The following is a 22,189-nucleotide window of genomic DNA, read 5'->3' on the forward strand; positions in this document are numbered from 1 at the left end:
ACATCTTGATTCCTCCTTTTGGATTGGTTCGCCAAATTAATTCTAAAGGATTTCAAGGTGTCTTTTCTATTGTTTTGGAAAATAAAAAAGATATTGGTGGAATTCCACCAACATCAAAAAGTATAGAGCCAAAAAATCTAGTTGGTAGTTATATGTTTTCAGTCGTTCTCTATAATGGATGGGACTGCAACCAAGCTTTGTCTCGATTCAATCATAATTATAGTAATTAATTCAATAATCAATTGCCTCCTTTAAGCCTTCAAAGTTTGCATAAACCACTCCATGATACATTTCTTACTCCAATAAACCCAAAAATCTCCTTCATAATAACTCATACTCCCCCTTAGGTTAGATTTTAAGTCTAACTTAGGAGCGCATTTCATCACATTTTTTTGAGATTCTTAGACTTATTTCTGAGAGATTTATTTTTGGAATACCGTTTATTTGAATTTTTAGGATCCGAAATTGTGACGAGTAACAATCTAATTAATCTCCTCATTTTCAGTATGAAGTATAAAACGAACGAGTATTTAAAATAGCCTGATTTTATTTGCAATTCCTATAACATCTCTTTTATTCATCTTTAAACCCCTTGATACTGGTGAGTTTTTCTCGATTTTCTTGCTTGAGAAACCGAAAACTTATTCTATTCTTCCAAAAAAATAACTAGTGTTTTTTTATTCGGTGCTAATTCAAAAATATGAAAGTGGTCACACTGTTCAATTTCAAAGTGAAATACTTTGCTAATATGATATATGCACACAGAGTTTAGTTTTAAGGGATAAAAGAATAGGCCTATTCATACCTTTTTACTTCGAAACATTAGCTGGTTTCCTCATATTATTTGCCGAAAGATACTGCCGACCATTAAAACAAGAAATCTTAGGCAATTTTACTTGTAATCTTATTGAAATAGTAACATTGGTTATTATTTTTATTTGCTTATTTTAAGCTCGTAAAAACATCGTCTATATAATACTCAAATAAAAAAATGAATTTATTTATATGAAAACAAAAATATTACAAAAAAATTTCTATTCCTTTAAATTATTCTTTTCTGATTCTATATCGTTGTTTCTTTTTTCAAATCATTTTAAACTAATACTACGTTATCAGTTTGAGGAGGAAAAAAGTGAATGGAAAAATGTGAAACACGAAGCAGCAGGCATGTGAAAAGAACGATTCAAAAGAAAAAGAACCGTCACCGCTTTACTTCCGGCATGGGAGTTGCTTTATTATCTGTTCCATTAGTTGGCGGAGTATTTGCTGGTTCTGAAGAAGTTGAAGCAACTGAATATGAACAAATATCTTCCGTTTCTCCAGAAAGCTTCATTGAATCAATCGGTTATTCTGCTTCATCTGTGGCTAGTGCCAATGATTTGTACGCTTCAGTAATGATTGCTCAAGCATTGCTCGAAAGCAGCTATGGCAATTCTCAACTGGCAGCAGCACCAAATTACAATCTTTTTGGTGTGAAGGGAAGCTACATGGGACAAACTGTTTATATGACCACTTCGGAATACCTTAATGATGAATGGTTAATCGCCGCTGAACCTTTTAGAGTTTATTCTTCTTATTATGAATCCTTTCAGGATCATGCCAATGTGATTTTGTCGGCTGTTTCAGGCTATGGGGATTATCACTATGCAGGTGTATGGAAAAGTAATACAAGCAGCTATATGGATGCAACTGCTGCATTGACCGGTACTTATGCAACAGATCCTGATTATGCGCAAAAGTTAAATTGGCTGATTGAAGCATATGCTTTAACAAGGTTTGATACAGGAACGGCGGGTTATAGCTATTATTCAACTGCTGCTGAAAATCAGGCAGTGATTTACGCAGAATCAGGCATTTCCAATTATACAGTAAATTCCGGCGATACCCTGTGGGGAATTGCAGAGAGCTATGGGTTAACGGTGGATCAGTTGATGGCTTTAAATGGCTTATCAAGTGATATGATTACTGTAGGACAGGTTCTTGAAGTTCGTTAACAAAAGAAAAAAAGACAGAAAGCCAAGTAACTGTTCATGAAACTTAGACTAAACGCTAAATTTCATGAAGCGTTCAAAGGACTTTCTGTCTTTTTGCTTAGCGGCTGCCGCTTCGTAATTCTTCTAAGCGCCGCTCTCTGTTTTTAGTAATATCTTTCCTTCGCGGACGAGGGAGGATGGCGGCTTCGGTCACTGTACTCTCTCTTCGATGAGTAGTAACGTCGTCAAAATCAAAATGGGTTAGGTAATCAAGAACTTCACGAACAATCGGTGTGGGTGTAGAAGCGCCAGCTGTCACAGCCACCTTATTGACCTTTTTAAGCCATTCAGGCTGAATCTCTGTAACATCAGATACTCTGTATGCTTTGACATTCGCCTGTTGTTCAGAAACTTGAGCTAGCCGGTTGCTATTGTTGCTTTTGGGGTCTCCAACAACAATCGTTAAATCACAACCTTGTGCTTGTTCAACAACAGCTTCTTGGCGTACTTGAGTAGCTTTACAGATATCCTGATGGATTTCTATCCAAGGAAACTTTTCTTTAACCAGCTCGATTAAATCCAATACATCCCATTGACTCATAGTAGTCTGATTCGTCAAAAATAGTTTTTTATCTTTAGGAAAGTCTAATGCAGTAATGTCTTCCGCAGCTGCAATCAGATGTACCTGATCAGGAGCAACACCAACCGCGCCTTCTGGCTCAGGATGATTTTTTTTCCCTATATAGAGCACATCATAGCCTGCTGAAGTTTTTTGTTCAATCAGTTCATGGGTGATGGTTACATCCGGACAAGTCGCATCAATGACGGTAAGTCCTTTTGCCTGAGCAAGTTCCTTAATCTTTGGTGAGACACCATGTGCAGTTAAAATAATCGTGCCTGAGTCAACCTGAGCTAATATTTCTTCCCGGTTTTGCCCGTCCAAGGTCTGAATGCCGACGCTTTCAAAGGCCTCAGTAACATGCTGGTTGTGGACAATCATTCCTAATATATAGATGGGGCGTGGCAGTGTTTCATCTAATGAAACGTTTCTGGCAATTACCATTGCATCCACAACACCATAACAGTAGCCGCGGGGACTAATATTTACAATCTCCATAGATTTACTCCTTGTTCATTTTTTTCAGCTGTTTTTTCAACTATACACTATAATTATTAAAAATAAATAAAGTTCAAGTATATCTGCTTAACTATAGCAAATTAATGGCGTGATTTCAAAAAATGGGCTATTATTGATTAAAGCTACTATTTTAGATGGGGGAAGTACGTATGACAAAAATTGCTAAATCTGTTACTGAATTGATAGGTAAAACACCAATTGTTCAGCTTCAAAGAATTGTACCTGAAGAGGCTGCTGAGGTTTATGTAAAGCTGGAATTCTTTAATCCCGGCGGCAGTGTAAAAGACCGGATTGCTTTGAGCATGATTGAACAAGCCGAAAAAGATGGGAAGCTATCAGAAGGCGGAACAATCGTTGAGCCTACAAGTGGAAATACCGGCGTTGGATTAGCAATGGTTGGTGCTGCTAAAGGTTATAAGGTAATCATTGTTATGCCAGATACAATGAGTGTGGAACGCCGTCAGCTGATTCAGGCATATGGTGCTGAACTGATTCTAACACCTGGAGCAGAAGGGATGAAGGGTGCTATTGCAAAAGCAACAGAGCTTGCTGAACAAAATGGCTACTTTATGCCTTTGCAGTTTGAGAATCCGGCCAATCCAGCAATTCATGAGAAAACGACTGGTAAAGAAATTAGTGATGCTTTCGCAGATGCAGGTCTGGATGCTTTTGTGGCAGGAATTGGCACAGGCGGTACGATTACTGGTGTTGGTCATGAACTGAAACAGATTTATTCAGATATTAAAGTGATTGCTGTTGAGCCAACAGAATCACCCGTTTTAGAAGGGGGAGCTCCCGGATCTCACAAAATTCAAGGGATTGGCGCTGGCTTTATTCCTAAAGTTCTTGATGTAGCTGTTTATGATGATATCTTGGCAATCAGCAGTGATGATGCAATGGAAACTGCTAGACAAGCAGCTGAAAAAGAAGGGCTGCTTGTAGGGATTTCAGCTGGAGCAGCCATTAAAGCAGCAATTGAAACGGCTAAAAAACTAGGAAAAGGCAAGAAAGTGTTGACAGTTATTCCAGATAACGGCGAGCGCTATCTTTCAACTGCTTTATATACTAAAGATAATTAACAGCAAAAACTATTTTAAATGATTTACAAACAATATATGGCCGACAGCTATTTCGTTGTCGGCTTATTTTAGTTTTTCCTGATTCCTATGTTATTACGTAAAAAGAAGTGAAATGAAAAGAAAGTTTTTCTAAATTACTGATATCGCTTTCTAAATTAAAAGGTTAACCTTTGTTTTTTTTATCTATTTAGTACTTTATTTATTACATGTATTTTTTGATTACTAAGAAATCGATGAATTATTAGCGGTTTTCCGCTATTTTCGGCATAATTTCTTGTCAAGCTAGATTATAAATAGTATTATTTAATAAAAGGAGGGGTTTATCAATGGATAATATTTTAGTTAAAAATGCAATGGCTGAACTCAAAGAAGCCAATATTCGTATCACTCCACAGCGCTATGCTATTTTGGAATATCTTATTGAAAATCACACGCATCCAACTGCTGACGAAATCTACCGATCATTAGAAAGTCGTTTTCCCAACATGAGTGTTGCTACTGTATATAATAATTTGAGACTCTTTACAGAAATTGGTTTTGTACAGGAGATGAGCTACGGAGATGCTTCCAGCCGTTTTGACTTTGGTTCAAAAAAACATTATCATGCAATCTGTCAAAACTGTGGTAAAATCGTAGATTTTCATTATCCCGGACTAGAAGATGTTGAGATGGCCGCAAGCCGTTTAACAGGTTTTGAGATCAACGAGCACCGCTTAGAGCTCTATGGCCTCTGCCCAGACTGTCAAAAACTAAAGGAAGAGGAGTAAGAAAGAAGCGATGATTAGAAAAATACATACCGAAAATGCACCGAAGGCTATCGGACCCTATGTTCAGGGAAATATTGTTAACGGCTTGCTGTTCGCTTCTGGTCAAGTACCGCTGGATCCTGCAACAGGGGAAATCGTAGGGGATACGATTGAAGCGCAGACAAAACAGGTAATAAAAAATATTCAGGCAATTCTTGATGAAGCAGGCAGTTCTTTTGACCAGGTCGTGAAAACGACTTGTTTTCTAAAAGATATGAATGACTTTGCTGCATTCAATGAAGTGTATGCGGCGGCATTCTCAACGAAATTACCTGCGCGTTCAGCTGTTGAAGTAGCTAGATTGCCAAAAGATGTGCTAATTGAGATTGAAGTTATCGCTGCAGTTGCTGATTAGGCGTGACTTTCACAAGCTTAGAGAAATGATTCTCTAAGCTTTTTTTGTTGATTTAATCATCATTATAAAAATCGTGAATCTTTATCACATGAAAATACGAACAATTTTTTGTTAGTTTGTGAAAAAATAATTTTGAATTCACAAGCACATATATCGAATAATAATTATCAGTTTGCTATAGTTTTAATGTAAACCTTTAATAGGTTGCAAGAAAACTAAACTGTTGAGAGAAGGGGAATTTTTAATGAAAGTTGTAGTTGTCGGCTGTACTCACGCAGGTACCGCAGCAGTAAAAAACATTCTGGCAAATCATCCGGAGGCTGAAGTAACTGTTTATGAACGCAATGATAATGTATCGTTTTTATCATGCGGGATTGCTTTGTATGTTGGAGGCGTTGTGAAGGATGCTTCAGGACTATTTTATTCCAATCCAGAGGAACTGGCTTCACTTGGTGCTAAAGTGAACATGGAGCATGAAGTGGAATCAATTGATGTTGATAAAAAAGAAGTCGTTGCTAAGGATTTAAAAACCGGCAGCGTGGAAACAATTTCTTATGATAAATTAGTTATGACAACAGGTTCTTGGCCGATTATACCGCCAATTCCAGGAATTGACTCTGAGAATATTCTATTATGTAAAAACTATAATCAGGCAAATGTGATTATAGAGAAAGCAAAAGATGCGCAGAAAGTCGTAGTTGTCGGCGGCGGCTATATCGGAATCGAATTGGTAGAAGCCTTTGTCGAGTCCGGCAAGCAGGTAACATTGATTGATGGTTTAGACCGTATTTTGAATAAATACTTGGACAAGCGTTTCACTGATGTTTTAGAGAAAGAGTTAGTTGACCGTGGTGTTCAGTTGGCTTTAGGAGAAAATGTTCAGGAATTTAAGGCAGGTGCTGATGGTAAAGTAGAGAAAGTCATCACACCAAGTCAAGAATTTGATGCGGATATGGTGATTATGTGTGTTGGCTTCAAACCTAATACCTCTTTACTAGATGGTAAAGTAGAGATGCTGCCAAACGGTGCACTAGTTGTTGATGAATATATGCACACAAGCAATCCTGATATTTTTGCCGCAGGAGATAGTGCAGTAGTACACTATAATCCTAGTGGTACAAAAAACTACATTCCTTTAGCGACGAATGCTGTTCGCCAAGGGATGCTGGTTGGCTATAATTTGACTGAAAACAGACTAGCTTATCGTGGAACCCAAGGTACTTCTGGTTTGTATTTGTTCGGCTGGAAAATTGGTTCAACAGGTGTAACAATGGAAAGTGCTGCATTGAACGGACTGGAAGTTGAAGCAACTTATATGGAGGATAATTATCGTCCTGAATTCATGCCGACCACAGAAAATGTTATGATGGAACTGGTCTATGAGAAGGATACAAACCGGATCGTCGGAGGACAATTAATGTCCAAATATGACATTACACAGTCTGCAAACACCTTATCTCTAGCTGTTCAAAATAAAATGACTGTTGAAGACTTGGCTCTTTCAGATTTCTTCTTCCAGCCTCATTTTGATAGACCTTGGAACTACCTGAATCTGCTGGCTCAAGCTGCCTTGGCAGATATCAATGGGAAGTAAACATTTTTTGAATTAAATGCCGGAAACTGAATAAAATTGTGGACTTGGAATATCAACCAGAAAATTTCTGGTTTGTTTCAAGTCCTTTTATATGGATCAGAGAACTTGACGTAACGACCTGAACAGCCTAGCGGAAACGATTTGGTAAAAACCGCCAATTCGATTACTCGATGCAATGCAGTTTAAATCATACACCTTCTAAATCACTTCAAAGCGGTTTATCCCTCAGCTATTCCCTTGTTGTGTTTGAGTACTTAAAAAGTGTTGGCAGATTTTTCTTAATGTAATTCTGCCAACAAAAAAATATCATTTTAATAATAAGAAAACAGGTATGGAACTGTTTTTTTTAGTCCCGTATTTGTTTTTATTTAGGGTATATGTTTTGCCTTTTGCAGAAAATTTTGAGATGCTTAGTATAGAAAATTTGAGGTGAAAAGATGAAAATGAATATAAAGGAAACAATTATCCGTTCACTATTTGCTCTGTTGGGCGTAGCTATACTTGCTTTTGGTGCTGCAACACTGAGAATAGGACAAGTAGGTTTAGACCCTTACACAGCTGCCAATATAGGGATTGGCGAGACACTAGGTCTTTCGTTAGGTGTTTATCAGTTAATCATTAATATAGTTATACTAATTTTAGTCTTTATTTTCGGCAGAAAGTACATTGGTATTGGTACAGTGATTAATATGGTATTAACAGGTTTTTTTATTGATTTCTTTACATGGATGTATACAAATCTATTTTCGATTGAGCTAAATTTGATTACTCAGGCAGCCCTTTTAATAATTGGTGTGGTCATTTTTACATTTGGCGCATCCTTCTACATGTCTGCGAAGCTGGGAAATGCTCCTTATGATGCAATCGCTCCGATTATTGTTGACAGGACAAATGTAAGCTATCGATTAATTCGAGTGAGTCAAGATGTTTTCTTTGTGATTCTTGCGTTTATTTTTGGGGGACCCGTTGGTGTAGGAACAGTCATCAATGCATTTTTTACTGGTCCTTTGATTGAATTCTGGAATAAAAAGGTAAGTGAACCCCTCATTGAAGCTCAGGTGAAAAAACAAACAAACTAAGGGCAGCTTAATCGATAGCTTCTAAAAAATAATGGAATACTCATGTGTTTCTCTACAGTCCAAACTAATGTCAGAATGATTATTTTTCATAATAGATTCATCAATGGAATAAACGACGGAAGCCGGAGAAAAACTTAACTGACAGTTAAGTTTTTCTCCGGTATTTGTCTTTACTCTCCATTGTTTCAAAAATAATCCTATGATAAGGTTTAGATGAAGGAGGGATTATGATGAACATAGGTGAAATGATTCGTAAATATAGGAGAAAACAGGAGTTAACACAGGAGAAGCTGGCCGCAGCGTTGGGTGTTTCCGCAGGAGCTGTGAGTAAATGGGAAACGAACAGCAGTCTTCCAGATACTGAATTGTTAGTACCGCTTGCCAGACAACTTCATGTTAGTCTGGATGAGTTATTTGACTACCAGTTAAGCTTGTCAAAAGCTGAAATCAAAAAAATCATAGACGAAGTTACATTACTCTTTCAAAAACAGACATTTCAAGCGGGACTTGAACGAATTCAGTATTATTGTCGTGAGTTTCCACACTCAGAAGCTCTAAACTTTCAATTAGCAAAACTAATCTGGACATACAGCTTTTTAACGCCCTTTGAAAGTGAAGAAGAGGTTGGCAAACGTCTACAGCAAGCATATGAACGCTTTCGTCCACTATTCACTTCTGAAAATGAACAGCTACGCTTAAGTGCGCTTTATGTTGGAGCAACTATCCTTATGGCCTTGGATCGCTATGATGAGCTGGAAGAAAAACTTCAAGAAATTCCTCAAATGTCTTATGACACTTTCTATATGAAACTTCACGTTTTAGAGCATAAGAAAAAGTATCCACAAGCTGAAGCATTGACGGTTCGAAGATTATTTGAACGAGTAAATGAAGTGATTTCTTTAGCAGCTATCCTAATTAGGCTGAACGAACGATTAGGCAACGAAAAATTAGCCAAAACCTATCTTGATTTGTCCAGGCAGCTGGAGCAGCTTTTTCAGCCGATTGCACCATCTTTAGCCAAGTATAGAAGTGTTCAAGAACAGGTAGATAAGGGAAACAGCGCAGAAGCAGGAAAGTTGCTGCTCCAAGCTGTTCAGGCAACTATCCTGCAGCCGACCGACTGGCATAATCATTATCTCTTTTCAGAAATTGAGCTTTCAGCAAATATTCACGAAGTGCAGCAGAGTAGAAAGCTCTTTTTGCAGGAACAACTGAATACTTTTTCAAAGCTTTCTGAGGATCCAAATTATAAAGCTGCTGAAAAGCTGGTAAATGAGTACGTAAATCAAGAATAAAATGAATGTGAATTTTCATTCTAAAAAAACATCGAATGACTGGAATAAAGCTGACTATAGCTTTTTCCATTATCATTTGATGTTTTTTTGTTCTGTCCCTTTGAAAAAGCCATAATTTTGATTAAAAATTTTCTCATTTTCAGCACAAAAATGTTAAATACATGGTAGTATAGCGAAGGACATTTCAGAAAGGGGTTTATAGATGAAAAGTATTATTTTAAAAAATTCAATTAAGGATACGTTATATGTGACCGTGGGGTCTTTTTTATTGGCTGCAGCGATTAATAGCATTATGCTGCCGATGTCGATTGTCTCCGGCGGTGTAACTGGTCTGAGTATTGTGCTGAATCATTTATTCAACTTAGACCCTGCACTGGTTTTATATGCAATCAATATTCCTTTATTAATTTTATGCTTTATTTTTTTAGGAAAAGAAAATGGTTTAAAAACAATATACGGCAGCCTGATTTTTCCATTTTTTGTGGCGATTACTTCTAATATACCTACTCTAACTGACAATTTACTACTTGCTGCTGTCTATGGCGGTATTGCAACAGGAATTGGCCTGGGATTAGTTTTTAGGGGAAATGCTTCTACAGGCGGAACGGCTATTCCAGCTCAAATTATTCATAAATATTTTAAAGTACCTTTAGGACTTTCAGTTTCGATTGTCGACGGTTTTATTATTTTTTCAGGATTGTTGGCTTTTGATGTGGATCGAATTCTATACTCATTAATGAGTTTATTTTTAATTGGACGAGTCATTGATATTATTCAGGTTGGTGTGGTTCGATCAAAGAATGTTTTTGTTGTTTCACCAAAATATGCAGAAATGAAGCAAGAGCTCTTAAAGATTTTAGATAAGGGTGTAACGATGATTCCGATTGAAGGCGGGTATCATGAGAAACAGGGAATGCTTTTAATGACGGTAATAAAAGAAAAAGATTTCCCTAAACTGAAAGAATCTCTCTTGCAGATTGACGAAAATGCCTTTATTATTTCCATGAATGCCAGCGAAGTGTTTGGGAGAGGTTTCAGTCTGCAGCGAATACTGGAATATATGGAGTAAAAGGGAACTTAGTTAAAAAGCATAAGTGCGTGGATGAAGAAAATCCCGCACTTTTTTTAGTGCGCAGCAAAAGATTTATGTGTATAATTGATAAAAAATAATATGGAGTATTTAATTAACGATAATTATATTATGTAAACTAAAAGGGTATTATGAAATATTTCTTTCCTTATAACTAGTTGAATGTTTGTGATAGAGGTGTGCTTGCTACACAACACAGGGAATCGAATGGCAAGGGAATCTTTAGTTGAAATCATGTTTAGAATAGAAAGCAGGTTGTTTTATGACAGAAAAAGCACTAGTTATTATTGATTTGCAGGTTGGCCTAGAAACAAAAACTAAAAAACTTTTTCAGCTGCAGCAGGTTCTTAAAAAAGTGAATCTGCGGATAAAGAGCTACAGAGAGAGGGATCTGCCAATCATTTTTATCCAACATGAGGATGAAGAGCTGCTTCATGGTACGGACAGCTGGCAGCTTTTCCCAGAGCTTGAGGCAAAAAAAGAAGACTATTATGTCTCAAAAAAACATGCTAATTCTTTTTTTCACACAGAGTTGTCTAAACTTTTAGAGGGTTTATCCGTTGATACACTGGAAATCTGTGGTGCTCAGACAGAGTTTTGTGTAGATACAACGATTCGCTTTGCACACGGATTAGGCTATAAAATTTTTATGCAGAAAGGAACAGCTACGACTCTTGATAATGATAACTGGACTGCAGAAGAGATTATTCAGCATCATGAAACTATCTGGAATCAGCGTTTTCTACTATTTTTTGACTAGCAGCTGGACTCTCTCCTTAGGTCAGACTGTATAATAGAGATAATATAGGTGGGAGAGGAGAAAGAGATGAACTCAAAAACAGTTGAAGCTCGACAAATGCTGATTAAAACAAAAACAACAGACTGGTTTGGTACAGAATACACAATGAACATGTACCGTGGCTGTGATCATGGCTGTATTTATTGTGATTCACGAAGTGAATGCTATCAAATCGAAAATTTTGATAGTGTGGTTTATAAGGAAAACGGATTGGTTCTTTTGAATCAAGAGCTTCAGTCCAAGCGTAAAAAAGGAATCGTCGGATTCGGTGCAGCATCTGATGCCTATAATCATTTAGATAAAAAAATAGGCTTGACCAAGAAAGTTTTAACTCTTCTTGACCAGCATGGCTTCGGTATATCTCTGGCAACGAAAAGTGCGTTACTCACACGGGATATTGCAGAGTACAAACAAATACAAGTACATTCTCCAGTAAATCTTGGCTTTTCCTTTAGTACTTCTATTGATCGTGTAGCAGCTAAAATTGAACGACATGTTTCCTTGCCAAGCGAACGTTTCCAAGCAATCGAAGCATGTAAAGACAATGGACTGTACTGTGGTATTCTTTTGATGCCGGTACTTCCATATATAACTGACAGCTGGAAGCTGATGGCTGATTTAATTATGAAAGCACACGAAGTACAAGCTGACTATATTTATCCCATGTTCGGCATGACCTTAAGAGATCGGCAAAAGGAGCATTACTTTAATGCCCTGCAAAAAATATCAAAACCGATTGCCGATCAATACGAAAAGAACTATAAAAATACTTATTTTTTTCCTGCTGAAAACTATGAGCAGTTAAGCTACAATTTTAAAAATTTGTGTACTAAATTGGGCATAGTCTATGAAATGAGCGAGATTATCACGAATTACCAAAAACCATATCAGATAGAACAAGAACGTTTATTTTAGTTAAATCATCAGTTGGTTTTTCTGCGGTAAAAAGGAGGAACATATGAATATTAGACCAATTACTCAAAATGATGCCTTGGAGTTCTTAAATATGCAGCATGGGCTGGATAAGAGCAGTTCATATATGCTGCTTGAGCCAGGTGAAAGAATAGCAACGGTTGAAGATACTGTCAGAAGAATCGATCAGATATTAACAGCTAAGGATTTTCTTTTTGTTGCAATAGATGACACAGGGGCTATTGGTGGATATCTTCAAGCAGAAAGAGCTGCTTTTAATAAAATTCAGCATTCGGCTTATATTGTTATCGGTTTACTACCTTCGATTCAAGGGAAAGGTCTTGGTACTATGCTGTTTGAGGAATTAGACCGCTGGGCCGAAAAAATGGGGATTACTCGTTTGGAATTAACAGTAGTAACAGTGAATGAAGGAGCGGTGGCTTTATATAAAAAAAGCGGGTTTGAAATTGAAGGCACAAAAAGAAAAGCCATCTATCAAGATGGCCGCTTCTTAGATGAATATTATATGTCTAAAATCTTTGATTGAATTAGAAGCGATAGCGTTTGAGTCATAGCTAATGGCCCAAGCGTTTCTTTCGCTAATCGCTGATTCGTGCTTTCTGTCATTTTAAGATATTCCTTATTGTTACTGAGATAAATTATAGAGTAGGAACGAATGCTTAACAGAATAAAGAGAAGCTTGGATAGCAGTAATATCCGTTTCGTCGTTTTCTAAACTAGCCACTACGCCTTTTAAAATTTCTTTAATCTTATCAACTAGAAAATCAGGAAAGTAGCTATCTTGATACATATCTGTAAAATAGTCATAATTGCTCATTTAATCACTCTTCTATACATAATCCGAAAATAGGATATTTATTAAAAAAAGTGATACTTGATGCTTTAACATTCTCATCGTACAAGTAATTCCGTTCCAATAAGGACATTTGTATCTGAAAGATTATTCTTTATCATAAGTTCTTCCAGTGATAGACCATGCTGCTCAGCAATCAATGAAAGAGCGTCACCAGCCTGAACGACATAAGTTGTTGGCTGAGGCTGAACCTCTTCCACAGCTGGCTCTGCTGCCGGCTGTTCGGCTGCTGGTTCAACTGCAGGTGCCTCTGTTGGTTCAGGGGCAGCAACAGAGGATTCAGTTGTTGCTCCACCTGTTTGCGGCAGCGCTTCGGAGGCAGCCGGCGGAGTGCTGGTAGTTGTTTCAGTTCCAGAAGCTGTTTTAATTGAGCCGGTAGATAAACTGGAGTTAAGCTTATTTACCTGGTCTTCAAGCTTCGTAATTTTCTCTCCTACGTTTGATGTACCTGTATCGGATTGATACGTGCGGTAAACAAGATAACCAAGTCCTAAAGAATTAATAAATACTAAAATAAGCAAGAAGATAAGCAGCACAGGTGATTCGCTGTTCCTTCTTGATGATCTGCTTGTATGATTTTCTTCCATAAATAACTCCCCTTTTTCCAAATGATTCTTCTAAATAGTATAGCACATTCACAAAAAAATAACTTGCGTTTTTTTAGAAAAAAATGTGACTTCAATGAAAGCAGAGGAGATAAATAGATTAGTATGTTATCATAATGAATCAAGTGATAAAATTCTTTTGCTTACTTATAAATAACAAAAGACGAGGAGGAAAAGGAATGCTGCTCGCTAGACAAATAGAACAGCTCCAGAGAATCGAAAGGTATACAGCTGCCGTTTTGGCTGAGGATCAAACAGGGCATGGAATGGATCATATCCAACGAGTGGTACATCTTGCAGGTCAAATTGCAGAGAGGGAAGACTGTAACGGTTTTATTGTTATCGCAGGAGCCTATCTTCATGATGTAGTTGATGACAAGCTGGTTCATGATGAGCAAGAAGCCTACGAGAAGCTGGCTTTTTTTCTTAAAGATATCTGTGTTTCTGAAGAAGAACGTCAACACATTTTCCATGTACTCGCAAATGTATCTTACAGCAAAGAAAAATTGAACGGAAAGAATCCGAATCTATCCTTAGAGGCGAAGATTGTTCAGGATGCCGACCGACTGGATGCCTTAGGAGCTATAGGTATTTTGCGAACGGCCTACTATGGTGCTACAGTAGGACACAAGATACATGATCCTGAACTTCCAGTTCAGTCTTTCATTTCTAAAGAAGAATACCGCAAAGGAAGTACAGTCATTAACCATTTTTACGAAAAATTATTGAAAATAAATGAAGGGCTGCATACGGCTCATGGTAAGAAGCTTGGACAAAAACGCCATGATTTTCTACTGTCTTTTTTAGAGGAATTTTATGATGAATGGGTGTAAAAAAGAAAGATACGTACTTTTAAAATGGACTGGAGCATCGTCAACTTGACGCATGCCCAGTCCTATCTAGTAACTATTTATGAAGGATCAGCCAAAGAGGTTTCTGAAAGCAGGGGCTGATCCAGCGCTCTCATAGACTTCAATGAACTAAAATAAAAACAAATCAACATTCCGGCAATTCCTAGCAAAAATAACAAAAAGGCTGAGCCTGCTCCGGCACCTGTTCCAAAGATTGGAAAGCGCTGCGAATTGGTGCGCATGAGCGGTTCAAATACATCATCAATTAGTATTCCAGCCAGCAAGTGGCCTAAAGGAATAGTAAAAAACTGTAGTGAGTTGCGGACAGAAAAAACACGTCCCTGCATTTCAATAGGGATTCTTTCCCTCAGCAGCACGTCCATATTGGCGCTCATAAAAGGGATTGGAAGCCAACCGAGTACAGCTCCTACGTACCAGAAGGGAATTGATTCAGTCAAGGCAAGAATAAAATTTTCTGTACTCATCGAAATAAAAAGAGCGATGCAGATTATTCGAATTCTCTTTTTCGGGGCAGGCTGAAAAGACACAATAATACTGCCAAGAAGACTTGCAATGCCTGTAAAAGCATTAAACATGCCTAGAACCGTTTCCTGCTCCTTGTATTTGGTTAGAACTAATGCAGGCAGAGCTGTGTCCGACATCGAGGCAATCAGGTTGATTCCAGATAAGAATAAGATTAGCTGGAGAATTCCTAAATGCTCTTTTAAAAAGGAAATACCTTCTTTAAGCAGTTGGAAAACAGAGGCCTGTTCTTCATCTTTTTTGAGTGCATCTGGAAGAGGTAAATGGATAAAAAATAATAAGCTGATAAACGCTGCCGAAAAGGTTATTCCATCGAAAATCAGAACAAATTCAATGTTAAAAAATGAAAGCAGCATTGTGGCAAAAACCGGAGTCAAAATAGTGACTAAAGAGTTGGAAAATGATCGCAGACCGCTGGTTTTCTGATAATACTTTTGGGGTGTTAGCAATGTAATCGCCACATCTGAAGCAGGTGACTGAAAGGCACCCATCAGACCATTAATAATATTGATCAAATACAGATGCCAGATTTCCAGCTGATTTGTTTTTAGCAGCCAGGAAGCAGTCAGCGTCCCAACAACGGCTATACTATCACAAAACAGGATAGTCTTTTTTTTATCCCATTTATCACTTAACGCACCAGCAAACATGCTTAATAGAACATAGGGCGCATAAGAACAAACCGTGAGCAGTCCCATTGTCAATGCGGAACCTTGCTGCTGATAAATCCATATAATCAATGCAAAGCTCGTCATTGAACTCCCTAAAGAAGATAACGCTTGTGTGACCCATAAAATGATAAAAGCTTTTAGTTGTTTTAATTCTTGTACTTGTTGATTTAACATGACTTTGCTCCTTAATAATTGTAATTTTCAAAGGAATGCAAAGTCAGTTGGAACAACTAGATAAATTTTGTAAAAGAATGAAGCGACAGTCTTTCAACTTTTTCTGTCTATCCTACAGGATAGGACTGTCTCCCGAATATAGAATCTTCTACAAGATTTATACAGATTTTATTTACTCCATGCAGTGTGTTCCAAAGACTTTGCATGGAGCTTCGCAATACAGATTACCATATCGATTTCCTCCTATTGAGATGATTTCTTTTATTATATCTAAAATAAAGTGAAATAACATCATCTACTCAGCAAAATAAAAACGACCGTTGGATTTAAGCAGGAAAGGACTTGCAGCTTGCTGCTGGAATTCCTTTTTAATAAAAAAAGCTGGCGAATAGTGATGCGATTTTTGGGAGTTAAAATAATGAAGTACAGGTACTGATTTTATGATTTGGTATTGACCAATCTAGATATGTTACACTGTCTATACTTGGTACTAGTTAGATGGAGGATAACATGGAACAATTAAATATAGATGTTTCTTTAGTAAAAAAACTTATTGAAAAACAATTTCCCAAGTGGAAAAATCTTGCAGTCAAACCTGTCCGTTTTAGCGGCCACGATAATCGAACCTTTCACCTAGGCGATGAGTTAACGGTTCGCTTGCCCAGTGGAAAGGCCTACGCACCACAAATAGAGAAAGAAGCAGCTTGGCTGCCGTATCTAGGCAAAGAATTGGCTTTATCAATTACCTCTCAAGTAGCTTTGGGTCAGCCGGATTCACTCTTTCCCTATCCTTGGTCAGTGAATCAATGGTTGGAAGGCGATATATTGACTAAAGAAAACGTAGATTCAGAGGTTTTAGCACTGGAGCTGGGGAACTTTTTAAATGAACTGAAAGAAATTGACGCTTCTTCTGGACCAGCAGCGAGCCAGCATAATTTTTACCGGGGAGGAGAATTGCAGATTTACAACAACGAAGTAATAGAAGGGATTCAGTACTTATCTGAGGTGTATGATCCAGATAAGCTGACAGCTTTATGGGAAGCAGCATTACGTACACAATGGCAGCATTCGCCGGTGTGGGTCCATGGAGACATTGCCCCAGGAAATTTACTTGTGAATACCGGACATTTAACGGCTGTTATTGATTTTGGTATTCTGGGTACAGGAGATCCTGCCTGTGACTATGCAATGTCTTGGAGCTTCTTTGACCAGCCTTCAAGAGAACTTTTCCTGAAAACATTGTCCTGTGATGAGGGGACTCGCTTACGCGCGATGGGCTGGGCCTTGTGGAAAGCTATCATCACCTATCACAATCAGCAGCAGCTGCTTCATCAACAGGCTGTACACACAATTTCGGAAATAATGACAGAATATCAGTCATTTGTATGACGAAAGATACATCGCTGGACTTATGAATTCTCTTCGTTAGTTCGTTATAATAAACTTATGAAAAAGAGTACACGAAGGAGAGCAATCATATGAAAAAGTTAAGTTTAACGATTTTGGGGATTTCGAGCTGCTTTTTATTAAGCGGATGTCAAGCATTAGGGGGCCAAACCTCTTACCATGAAAAAGAGTACACAGGGAATGATTCAATTCGAACAATCGAGTTGACTGATAAAAACATGACAGTAAGTGTTGTCGGTGTTGAAGAAAATCAACCTTTAACCATCAATTACTATGAAAACAATTATTCTACTTACGATATTGAGCAAAAAGGCAACAAATTAGTGATGGAGAAAAAAGAAAAATCAAGAGGACTTAATTTATTCTCCTACATTAATTTTAATTTTCATAAGCTGGACGTTGTTGTCGAGGTTCCGAAAGACCAAATTGATCAAGTAAAAGTCAAAACAACCAATGCCAAAATAGATGCGGAAGATTTAAATCTTAAGAGTGCTGATTTTGAAACAACAAATGGAAAAATTGAGCTGGATAGTATTGCTGTGTCAGGAAAAATTCATGGACAGACAACAAATGGGAAAATTGACTTAAATGATTTAACAGGAAAAGAAGCAGTTTTTACCACTACCAATGGAAAAATTAATTTTGATGATTTTTCTGTTTCTAGAAAGTTGGAGCTGGGAACAACGAATGGAGCAGTGAAGGGCTCAATCATCGGAAATGAAGCTGACTTTAAGATTACTTCAAGCACTACAAATGGAAAAAACAGCCTAAATAATCGAAATTCTGGTGAAAAAGAATTAGCAGTAAAAACAACGAATGGGAAAATAGCTGTTGATTTTACTGGAAATGATTAAAGGATTTCATGTCAGTTTGAATTGGCAGAATAAAACTGAAAAAAATCTTGACGCTTGGAACAAAAAGCAGGAAATACCTGCTTTTTGTTCCAAGTTTTTTTTTGAGAAAATAAACTTCGCAAACCAGCCTAGCGGATAGGCTTGGTTTTGCTTCTATAAATAGTAGAGTCAGTTCTTTTCATAAGTCCTATGATTCCAAAGGAAAATTCGTCTAAAACAATCCATATCTTCTTGCGGAAGAATAGAACTTATGCTACACTTCCGTTAGATACTTTCGAAAGTAAGTTTCATAAGAGAGGGATGAAGCAATGAAGGGTGTAAAGCCACAAAATATGAAATCCTATAATGAGCGTAGGATTATTGAATTTCTTTTAAGGGTCAAGAGTGCGACAAAGCCTGAGATAGCGGAAGCTGCTGGTATCAGCGTAACAACTGTCAGAAATCAGCTGATTGATTTGATTCAGGAAAAATCAGTAGAATCTTTTGGCGATCCTGAATCTATTGGGGGAAGACCAGCAGAAAAATATTGCTTATCCAGTCGCTTTGCCCCGTTTCTTTATATCGAATTTGGATTTCAAAATTGCCGCTGTATACTTTTCTCATTGACAGGCAAGCAGCTGTTGACGAGAACAATTGAGCCAAACCAATTAGAAACAACTCTTATGGAAATATTGAAAAAGGAGCAGCAAATTGACTATATTGTACTGACAGTTCCTGGCATTCCTGTAGCTAACGGATTTATTTATGGCGAAAATCTGGAGCAGCGTCAACAATATACCTTTGACTTTTTAAGTAAATTTCCTTCCAAGATAAACGTGGAGATTCTCAATGATTTGAATCTTTCTGCATTTGGACAAGCTGCTAGCAACAACCTGATTAAGAACCTGGTTTATCTTTCTTTCAACAGCTGTGTGGGAACCGGAATCGTGATTGATGGAAAAGTTTATAAAGGGTATCAGCAGTTTGCTGGTGAAATTGGCATGCTAAGTAATGGAGAAAAGAATATTGATGAGTGTTTGGCGAGTGCAGATATCATTGAAAGAAAAAAAATAATTAATTACTTGTTGGAGCTGGTCGCCTTGTTAATTAGTCCGGAAATGATTGTTATTAATGATGAAGTGATACAGGAAAAAGAACTGATTGCCGGGATTAAAGAAGTCCAGAAAAAATTATGGACAAAGCCCATGATTTTGTTAAATCCTCCAATTGAGGAAAGCAATTATGCTGGGGCCATTCAACTAGCAATCGATAACTTTTTAGCAAAGGGGTGGGCCACATGACAAAAAATAAGCGAATGATTCTATTTTTAGGAGTTATTTATCTGACCTTTATCAGCTTGGGACTGCCGGATTCAGTAATAGGAGTAGCATGGCCGGTTATTCATAAAGATATTCACAGCAATTTAAGTGCAGCAGGTCTGATTGCTATGGCTATATCTATATGTACAGTCATCTCTAGTCTGCAAACTGCCCGCTTAATTAGAAAATTCGGTACAGCAAAGTTAGTAATTTTTAGTGTTTTGCTAACAGCAGCTGGTTTGATTGGTTTTAGTTTTACAAACAGTTATTTGTTCTTTATTATTTTTGCCTTCCCGCTGGGACTTGGAGCAGGTGCAATCGATACAGCGCTTAACGATTATGTAGCCCTAAACTTTAAAGCACACCACATGAATTGGCTTCATGGTTTTTGGGGAATTGGAGCTACTTTAGGTCCTATGATTATGGGAGCTGTTCTACTGAAGGGGGCAAGCTGGCGTACAGGTTATTTGCTTTTAAGCGGTATTCAGTTCTTTTTAGCAGTTGTTTTATGCTTTAGCCTGCCTCTTTGGTCCAAAGAAGACAAGACACCTGCGCCTCTAGCATTGAAAAAAGGTACAGCAGATGAAAAAGCGGAACATCCGCTGAAGCTCAGAGAGGTACTGAATATCCCAGGAGTAAAATTCTCTGTCCTTTCCTTCATTTTTTATGTGGGAATTGAAGCAAGTATGGGTTTGTGGGGCAGCAGTTATTTAATTGCTGTGAAAGGAATTGAAGTGGGTCAAGCAAGTTTTATTGTTTCAGCTTTTTATGCAAGTCTGACTGTAGGACGCATGCTTACAGGCTTTATTACCTTCTGGTTGTCGAACCAGCGAATTTTATTTTTAAGCGAGCTACTCATTTTATTAGGCGTGGGGGTTGTTTTTATAAGCCCCGGTTATTTTACAGCAATGCTGGGATTTATCATAACTGGTTTAGGCTGTGCCGCCATTTTTCCAACCATGCTGCACGAAACACCATCTCGTTTTGGCAGTCAGAATTCTGGGGCCGTCATGGGCGTTCAGATTGGCTTGGCTTACGTAGGAACAGCAGGTCTTCCTTTTCTTTTAGGTATGTTGAGCAATGTATTTAATTTATCCATTTTGACCGCAGCATTATTTCTATTTGGTCTTATTTTGCTGTTTTCAACTATTCAGGTGGAAAAGACTGCTAAAGAGAGGAGAGCAACAAATGATTATAATGAAGAATCGGACATTTAACTGGCTGGATGAAACGGGAAGCGTAATTAAATCAGGTAATTTAACGATGGAAGCTACTCCACAGTCTGATTATTTTATTGATCCTGCCGATGGAAAAGAAGGGCTGAATGCGCCATTTCTCTATACAGAGCTCACAGGTGATTTTATTTTGAGTGCTAAAGTAACAGCAGATTTTGATGAAACTTACGACGGTTGTGGTTTGATGTTTCTAGAAAACACCCATTTATGGGGAAAGCTGTGCTTTGAACTCACCGATTTAGGAACAAAATCAGTTGTTAGTGTTGTGACAAACCGGGTTTCAGATGATGCGAATGGTGTAGAACTATCTAAAAAACAGGTCTGGCTTCAAGTCTCAAGAAAAGGACAGCTTTTTGCTATGCATTACTCCTTGGATGGCAGCGACTACCGCATGGTTCGGTATTTTTCGTTGCCCTGCAGTCAGCTATTGAAGGTAGGATTTGTTGCACAGGCTCCAATTGGTAATGGCAGACAAGCTTCATTTGAAGATATTCGCATCGAAGAATATGCACTTGAAAATATGCGGAAAGGGAAGTAGCCACTGTTTCTGTTTCAAAAAAACAAATCCGAAACATAACCAAAATACAGATTTTTAGTATGCCTAAAACTGAAAAACAGTGAGATATAGAGAAATTCTATAAAAAAAGAGTAAGTGGGACATAGCTCAATAAGCCATGTCCCACTTACGTGGAATCCGGATAAACGGTGGGAGCAGTAGCACATACCAGCATTGAACTGCGACGAGTAATCCCAGGAGCACATGCCTTACTACCATCTGCGACGAGTAACCGCAGGAGCAAGACCTTCGGAAATAAGCCGAAATTCACAAAAATTTGAAGAACACCAGGTAGGAATCAGTCAACATCGACTGACTCACATTCGTGTTTTCTGTCATTTCCGTGAATCTCTTCTTGTTTCTCGGGACTAAACACTTCTGTCCTATCCTCTAATCTAAGTTTGCTTTTATACTAATTCCAATTGAACGTCAATATTTCCCTTAGTCGCTTTAGAGTACGGGCAGAATTCATGTGCCTTTTCAAGGTAATCATGTGCAGTTGCTTTATCCAATCCCTCCATATGAACTTCCATGACAACACCAATTTGATACCCGCCGTCATCTGTTGTATATAAAGATACTCTAGCTTTAACTGTTGTATCTGATTCTACATTTCCTTCTTTTAAAACATGCTGTAAAGCTCCATTAAAACATGATGCATAACCGGCAGCAAATAATTGTTCCGGGTTGGTTCCTTCAGCGTGTACGCCAGGAGGCGTGATTTCCATATGCATGCTTCCGTTTGGTGCTTCCACATACCCTTGTCTGCCGCCATGATTTGTCATCGCTGTTTCATACATTTTTTTCATTACATTTTCCTCCGTTCATATCTATATCTTTATTGTATCGGCTAATAAGGATTCATTCAATTAATACGGCTCAATGCTTACTTTGAAGATAGGTATAAAATACAGCAGAAAAGAGAGTAAGGCAATGAATGTTGTAGCTTTCAAAGTTAGGATAAGACTACCATCAGTACGTATCAGCACATTCCTCCAAAG

The 22,189-nt window shown here is 37.8% G+C and carries 23 protein-coding genes; 18 read left to right on the top strand and 5 right to left on the bottom strand.

Going from position 1 to position 22,189, the window contains the following annotated elements; translation table 11 throughout:
* Both AC1Z3K_RS13345 and AC1Z3K_RS13350 read left to right on the top strand, forming a co-directional pair.
* On the top strand, window positions 1–230 hold a 230-nt coding region (locus AC1Z3K_RS13345), incomplete at its 5' end, for a hypothetical protein (RefSeq protein WP_461732977.1).
* Window positions 231–1,136: 906 nt separating this feature from the next.
* Complete coding sequence (locus AC1Z3K_RS13350) at window positions 1,137–1,994, top strand: glucosaminidase domain-containing protein (protein WP_461732978.1); 858 nt, start codon at window positions 1,137–1,139, stop codon at window positions 1,992–1,994.
* 97 nt (window positions 1,995–2,091) lie between these two features.
* Here AC1Z3K_RS13350 and AC1Z3K_RS13355 read toward each other — a convergent pair whose 3' ends face one another.
* Window positions 2,092–3,090: a 4-hydroxy-3-methylbut-2-enyl diphosphate reductase gene (locus AC1Z3K_RS13355; RefSeq protein ID WP_426084144.1), complete on the bottom strand. Its 999-nt coding sequence runs from the start codon at window positions 3,088–3,090 to the stop codon at window positions 2,092–2,094.
* 170 nt (window positions 3,091–3,260) lie between these two features.
* Between AC1Z3K_RS13355 and cysK the strand changes: the two genes are divergently transcribed.
* The 10 genes from cysK (at window position 3,261) to AC1Z3K_RS13405 (ending at window position 12,667) form a co-directional block, all read left to right on the top strand.
* Entirely contained in the window at window positions 3,261–4,190 is a 930-nt protein-coding gene (cysK, locus tag AC1Z3K_RS13360) for a cysteine synthase A (protein WP_461732979.1), read from the top strand.
* Window positions 4,191–4,516: 326 nt separating this feature from the next.
* Window positions 4,517–4,957, top strand: a complete 441-nt coding sequence (gene perR, locus AC1Z3K_RS13365) for a peroxide-responsive transcriptional repressor PerR (protein WP_426084142.1) — start codon at window positions 4,517–4,519, stop codon at window positions 4,955–4,957.
* A 10-nt stretch (window positions 4,958–4,967) separates the two neighbouring features.
* Window positions 4,968–5,351 (top strand): RidA family protein, encoded by a 384-nt coding sequence (locus tag AC1Z3K_RS13370; RefSeq protein ID WP_461732980.1) that lies wholly within the window; start codon window positions 4,968–4,970, stop codon window positions 5,349–5,351.
* A 244-nt stretch (window positions 5,352–5,595) separates the two neighbouring features.
* Window positions 5,596–6,945, top strand: a complete 1,350-nt coding sequence (locus AC1Z3K_RS13375) for an NADH oxidase (RefSeq protein WP_461732981.1) — start codon at window positions 5,596–5,598, stop codon at window positions 6,943–6,945.
* Window positions 6,946–7,388: 443 nt separating this feature from the next.
* Window positions 7,389–8,024, top strand: a complete 636-nt coding sequence (locus tag AC1Z3K_RS13380) for a YczE/YyaS/YitT family protein (protein ID WP_461733020.1) — start codon at window positions 7,389–7,391, stop codon at window positions 8,022–8,024.
* A gap of 230 nt (window positions 8,025–8,254) precedes the next feature.
* Window positions 8,255–9,319: a helix-turn-helix domain-containing protein gene (locus tag AC1Z3K_RS13385; RefSeq protein WP_461732982.1), complete on the top strand. Its 1,065-nt coding sequence runs from the start codon at window positions 8,255–8,257 to the stop codon at window positions 9,317–9,319.
* 202 nt (window positions 9,320–9,521) lie between these two features.
* Window positions 9,522–10,388: a YitT family protein gene (locus AC1Z3K_RS13390; RefSeq protein WP_426084138.1), complete on the top strand. Its 867-nt coding sequence runs from the start codon at window positions 9,522–9,524 to the stop codon at window positions 10,386–10,388.
* A 283-nt stretch (window positions 10,389–10,671) separates the two neighbouring features.
* Entirely contained in the window at window positions 10,672–11,169 is a 498-nt protein-coding gene (locus AC1Z3K_RS13395; RefSeq protein ID WP_461732983.1) for a cysteine hydrolase family protein, read from the top strand.
* Between the two features lie 66 nt (window positions 11,170–11,235).
* Window positions 11,236–12,123 (top strand): SPL family radical SAM protein, encoded by an 888-nt coding sequence (locus AC1Z3K_RS13400; protein WP_461732984.1) that lies wholly within the window; start codon window positions 11,236–11,238, stop codon window positions 12,121–12,123.
* Between the two features lie 43 nt (window positions 12,124–12,166).
* Entirely contained in the window at window positions 12,167–12,667 is a 501-nt protein-coding gene (locus tag AC1Z3K_RS13405; RefSeq protein ID WP_461732986.1) for a GNAT family N-acetyltransferase, read from the top strand.
* 99 nt (window positions 12,668–12,766) lie between these two features.
* Here the strand turns inward: AC1Z3K_RS13405 and AC1Z3K_RS13410 are convergent, their stop codons facing one another.
* Window positions 12,767–12,958, bottom strand: coding sequence for a DUF5713 family protein (locus AC1Z3K_RS13410; protein WP_461732987.1), 192 nt, complete (start codon window positions 12,956–12,958; stop codon window positions 12,767–12,769).
* A 74-nt stretch (window positions 12,959–13,032) separates the two neighbouring features.
* Complete coding sequence (locus tag AC1Z3K_RS13415) at window positions 13,033–13,581, bottom strand: LysM peptidoglycan-binding domain-containing protein (RefSeq protein WP_426084133.1); 549 nt, start codon at window positions 13,579–13,581, stop codon at window positions 13,033–13,035.
* Window positions 13,582–13,796: 215 nt separating this feature from the next.
* On the opposite strand from AC1Z3K_RS13415, the gene AC1Z3K_RS13420 reads away from it, so the two are divergent.
* A complete protein-coding gene (locus AC1Z3K_RS13420; protein WP_461733021.1) occupies window positions 13,797–14,432 on the top strand; it encodes an HD domain-containing protein in 636 nt (211 codons plus the stop codon).
* Window positions 14,433–14,509: 77 nt separating this feature from the next.
* On the opposite strand, the gene AC1Z3K_RS13425 is transcribed toward AC1Z3K_RS13420, so the two are convergent.
* Window positions 14,510–15,838, bottom strand: a complete 1,329-nt coding sequence (locus AC1Z3K_RS13425; protein ID WP_461732988.1) for an MFS transporter — start codon at window positions 15,836–15,838, stop codon at window positions 14,510–14,512.
* Window positions 15,839–16,348: 510 nt separating this feature from the next.
* On the opposite strand from AC1Z3K_RS13425, the gene AC1Z3K_RS13430 reads away from it, so the two are divergent.
* From AC1Z3K_RS13430 to AC1Z3K_RS13450, 5 genes are all read left to right on the top strand, one after another.
* Window positions 16,349–17,227 carry an aminoglycoside phosphotransferase family protein gene (locus tag AC1Z3K_RS13430; RefSeq protein WP_461732989.1) on the top strand — a complete coding sequence of 293 codons (879 nt, stop codon included), beginning with the start codon at window positions 16,349–16,351 and terminating at the stop codon, window positions 17,225–17,227.
* A gap of 89 nt (window positions 17,228–17,316) precedes the next feature.
* Window positions 17,317–18,099, top strand: a complete 783-nt coding sequence (locus tag AC1Z3K_RS13435) for a DUF4097 family beta strand repeat-containing protein (protein ID WP_461732990.1) — start codon at window positions 17,317–17,319, stop codon at window positions 18,097–18,099.
* 308 nt (window positions 18,100–18,407) lie between these two features.
* On the top strand, window positions 18,408–19,379 hold the full coding sequence (locus AC1Z3K_RS13440) for an ROK family protein (protein WP_426084849.1): 972 nt from the start codon (window positions 18,408–18,410) through the stop codon (window positions 19,377–19,379).
* Entirely contained in the window at window positions 19,376–20,614 is a 1,239-nt protein-coding gene (locus AC1Z3K_RS13445; RefSeq protein ID WP_461732991.1) for an MFS transporter, read from the top strand. Before AC1Z3K_RS13440 ends, AC1Z3K_RS13445 begins: the two co-directional genes overlap by 4 nt.
* Complete coding sequence (locus AC1Z3K_RS13450; protein WP_461732992.1) at window positions 20,586–21,170, top strand: DUF1349 domain-containing protein; 585 nt, start codon at window positions 20,586–20,588, stop codon at window positions 21,168–21,170. The genes AC1Z3K_RS13445 and AC1Z3K_RS13450 overlap by 29 nt, the downstream gene beginning before the upstream one ends.
* Before the next feature lie 425 nt (window positions 21,171–21,595).
* Here the strand turns inward: AC1Z3K_RS13450 and AC1Z3K_RS13455 are convergent, their stop codons facing one another.
* Window positions 21,596–21,997: an organic hydroperoxide resistance protein gene (locus AC1Z3K_RS13455; protein WP_461732993.1), complete on the bottom strand. Its 402-nt coding sequence runs from the start codon at window positions 21,995–21,997 to the stop codon at window positions 21,596–21,598.
* Window positions 21,998–22,189 lie beyond the last annotated feature (192 nt).

It is taken from the genome of Enterococcus sp. LJL128, from assembly GCF_056924295.1.

What these genes read in the sequence shown, in the direction of transcription:
- AC1Z3K_RS13350 (WP_461732978.1), top strand. Translation starts at nt 1,137, where the DNA reads ATGGAAAAATGTGAAACACGAAGCAGCAGGCATGTGAAAAGAACGATT.
- AC1Z3K_RS13355 (WP_426084144.1), bottom strand. Translation starts at nt 3,090, where the DNA reads ATGGAGATTGTAAATATTAGTCCCCGCGGCTACTGTTATGGTGTTGTG.
- cysK (WP_461732979.1), top strand. Translation starts at nt 3,261, where the DNA reads ATGACAAAAATTGCTAAATCTGTTACTGAATTGATAGGTAAAACACCA.
- perR (WP_426084142.1), top strand. Translation starts at nt 4,517, where the DNA reads ATGGATAATATTTTAGTTAAAAATGCAATGGCTGAACTCAAAGAAGCC.
- AC1Z3K_RS13370 (WP_461732980.1), top strand. Translation starts at nt 4,968, where the DNA reads ATGATTAGAAAAATACATACCGAAAATGCACCGAAGGCTATCGGACCC.
- AC1Z3K_RS13375 (WP_461732981.1), top strand. Translation starts at nt 5,596, where the DNA reads ATGAAAGTTGTAGTTGTCGGCTGTACTCACGCAGGTACCGCAGCAGTA.
- AC1Z3K_RS13380 (WP_461733020.1), top strand. Translation starts at nt 7,389, where the DNA reads ATGAATATAAAGGAAACAATTATCCGTTCACTATTTGCTCTGTTGGGC.
- AC1Z3K_RS13385 (WP_461732982.1), top strand. Translation starts at nt 8,255, where the DNA reads ATGAACATAGGTGAAATGATTCGTAAATATAGGAGAAAACAGGAGTTA.
- AC1Z3K_RS13390 (WP_426084138.1), top strand. Translation starts at nt 9,522, where the DNA reads ATGAAAAGTATTATTTTAAAAAATTCAATTAAGGATACGTTATATGTG.
- AC1Z3K_RS13395 (WP_461732983.1), top strand. Translation starts at nt 10,672, where the DNA reads ATGACAGAAAAAGCACTAGTTATTATTGATTTGCAGGTTGGCCTAGAA.
- AC1Z3K_RS13400 (WP_461732984.1), top strand. Translation starts at nt 11,236, where the DNA reads ATGAACTCAAAAACAGTTGAAGCTCGACAAATGCTGATTAAAACAAAA.
- AC1Z3K_RS13405 (WP_461732986.1), top strand. Translation starts at nt 12,167, where the DNA reads ATGAATATTAGACCAATTACTCAAAATGATGCCTTGGAGTTCTTAAAT.
- AC1Z3K_RS13410 (WP_461732987.1), bottom strand. Translation starts at nt 12,958, where the DNA reads ATGAGCAATTATGACTATTTTACAGATATGTATCAAGATAGCTACTTT.
- AC1Z3K_RS13415 (WP_426084133.1), bottom strand. Translation starts at nt 13,581, where the DNA reads ATGGAAGAAAATCATACAAGCAGATCATCAAGAAGGAACAGCGAATCA.
- AC1Z3K_RS13425 (WP_461732988.1), bottom strand. Translation starts at nt 15,838, where the DNA reads ATGTTAAATCAACAAGTACAAGAATTAAAACAACTAAAAGCTTTTATC.
- AC1Z3K_RS13430 (WP_461732989.1), top strand. Translation starts at nt 16,349, where the DNA reads ATGGAACAATTAAATATAGATGTTTCTTTAGTAAAAAAACTTATTGAA.
- AC1Z3K_RS13435 (WP_461732990.1), top strand. Translation starts at nt 17,317, where the DNA reads ATGAAAAAGTTAAGTTTAACGATTTTGGGGATTTCGAGCTGCTTTTTA.
- AC1Z3K_RS13440 (WP_426084849.1), top strand. Translation starts at nt 18,408, where the DNA reads ATGAAGGGTGTAAAGCCACAAAATATGAAATCCTATAATGAGCGTAGG.
- AC1Z3K_RS13445 (WP_461732991.1), top strand. Translation starts at nt 19,376, where the DNA reads ATGACAAAAAATAAGCGAATGATTCTATTTTTAGGAGTTATTTATCTG.
- AC1Z3K_RS13450 (WP_461732992.1), top strand. Translation starts at nt 20,586, where the DNA reads ATGATTATAATGAAGAATCGGACATTTAACTGGCTGGATGAAACGGGA.
- AC1Z3K_RS13455 (WP_461732993.1), bottom strand. Translation starts at nt 21,997, where the DNA reads ATGAAAAAAATGTATGAAACAGCGATGACAAATCATGGCGGCAGACAA.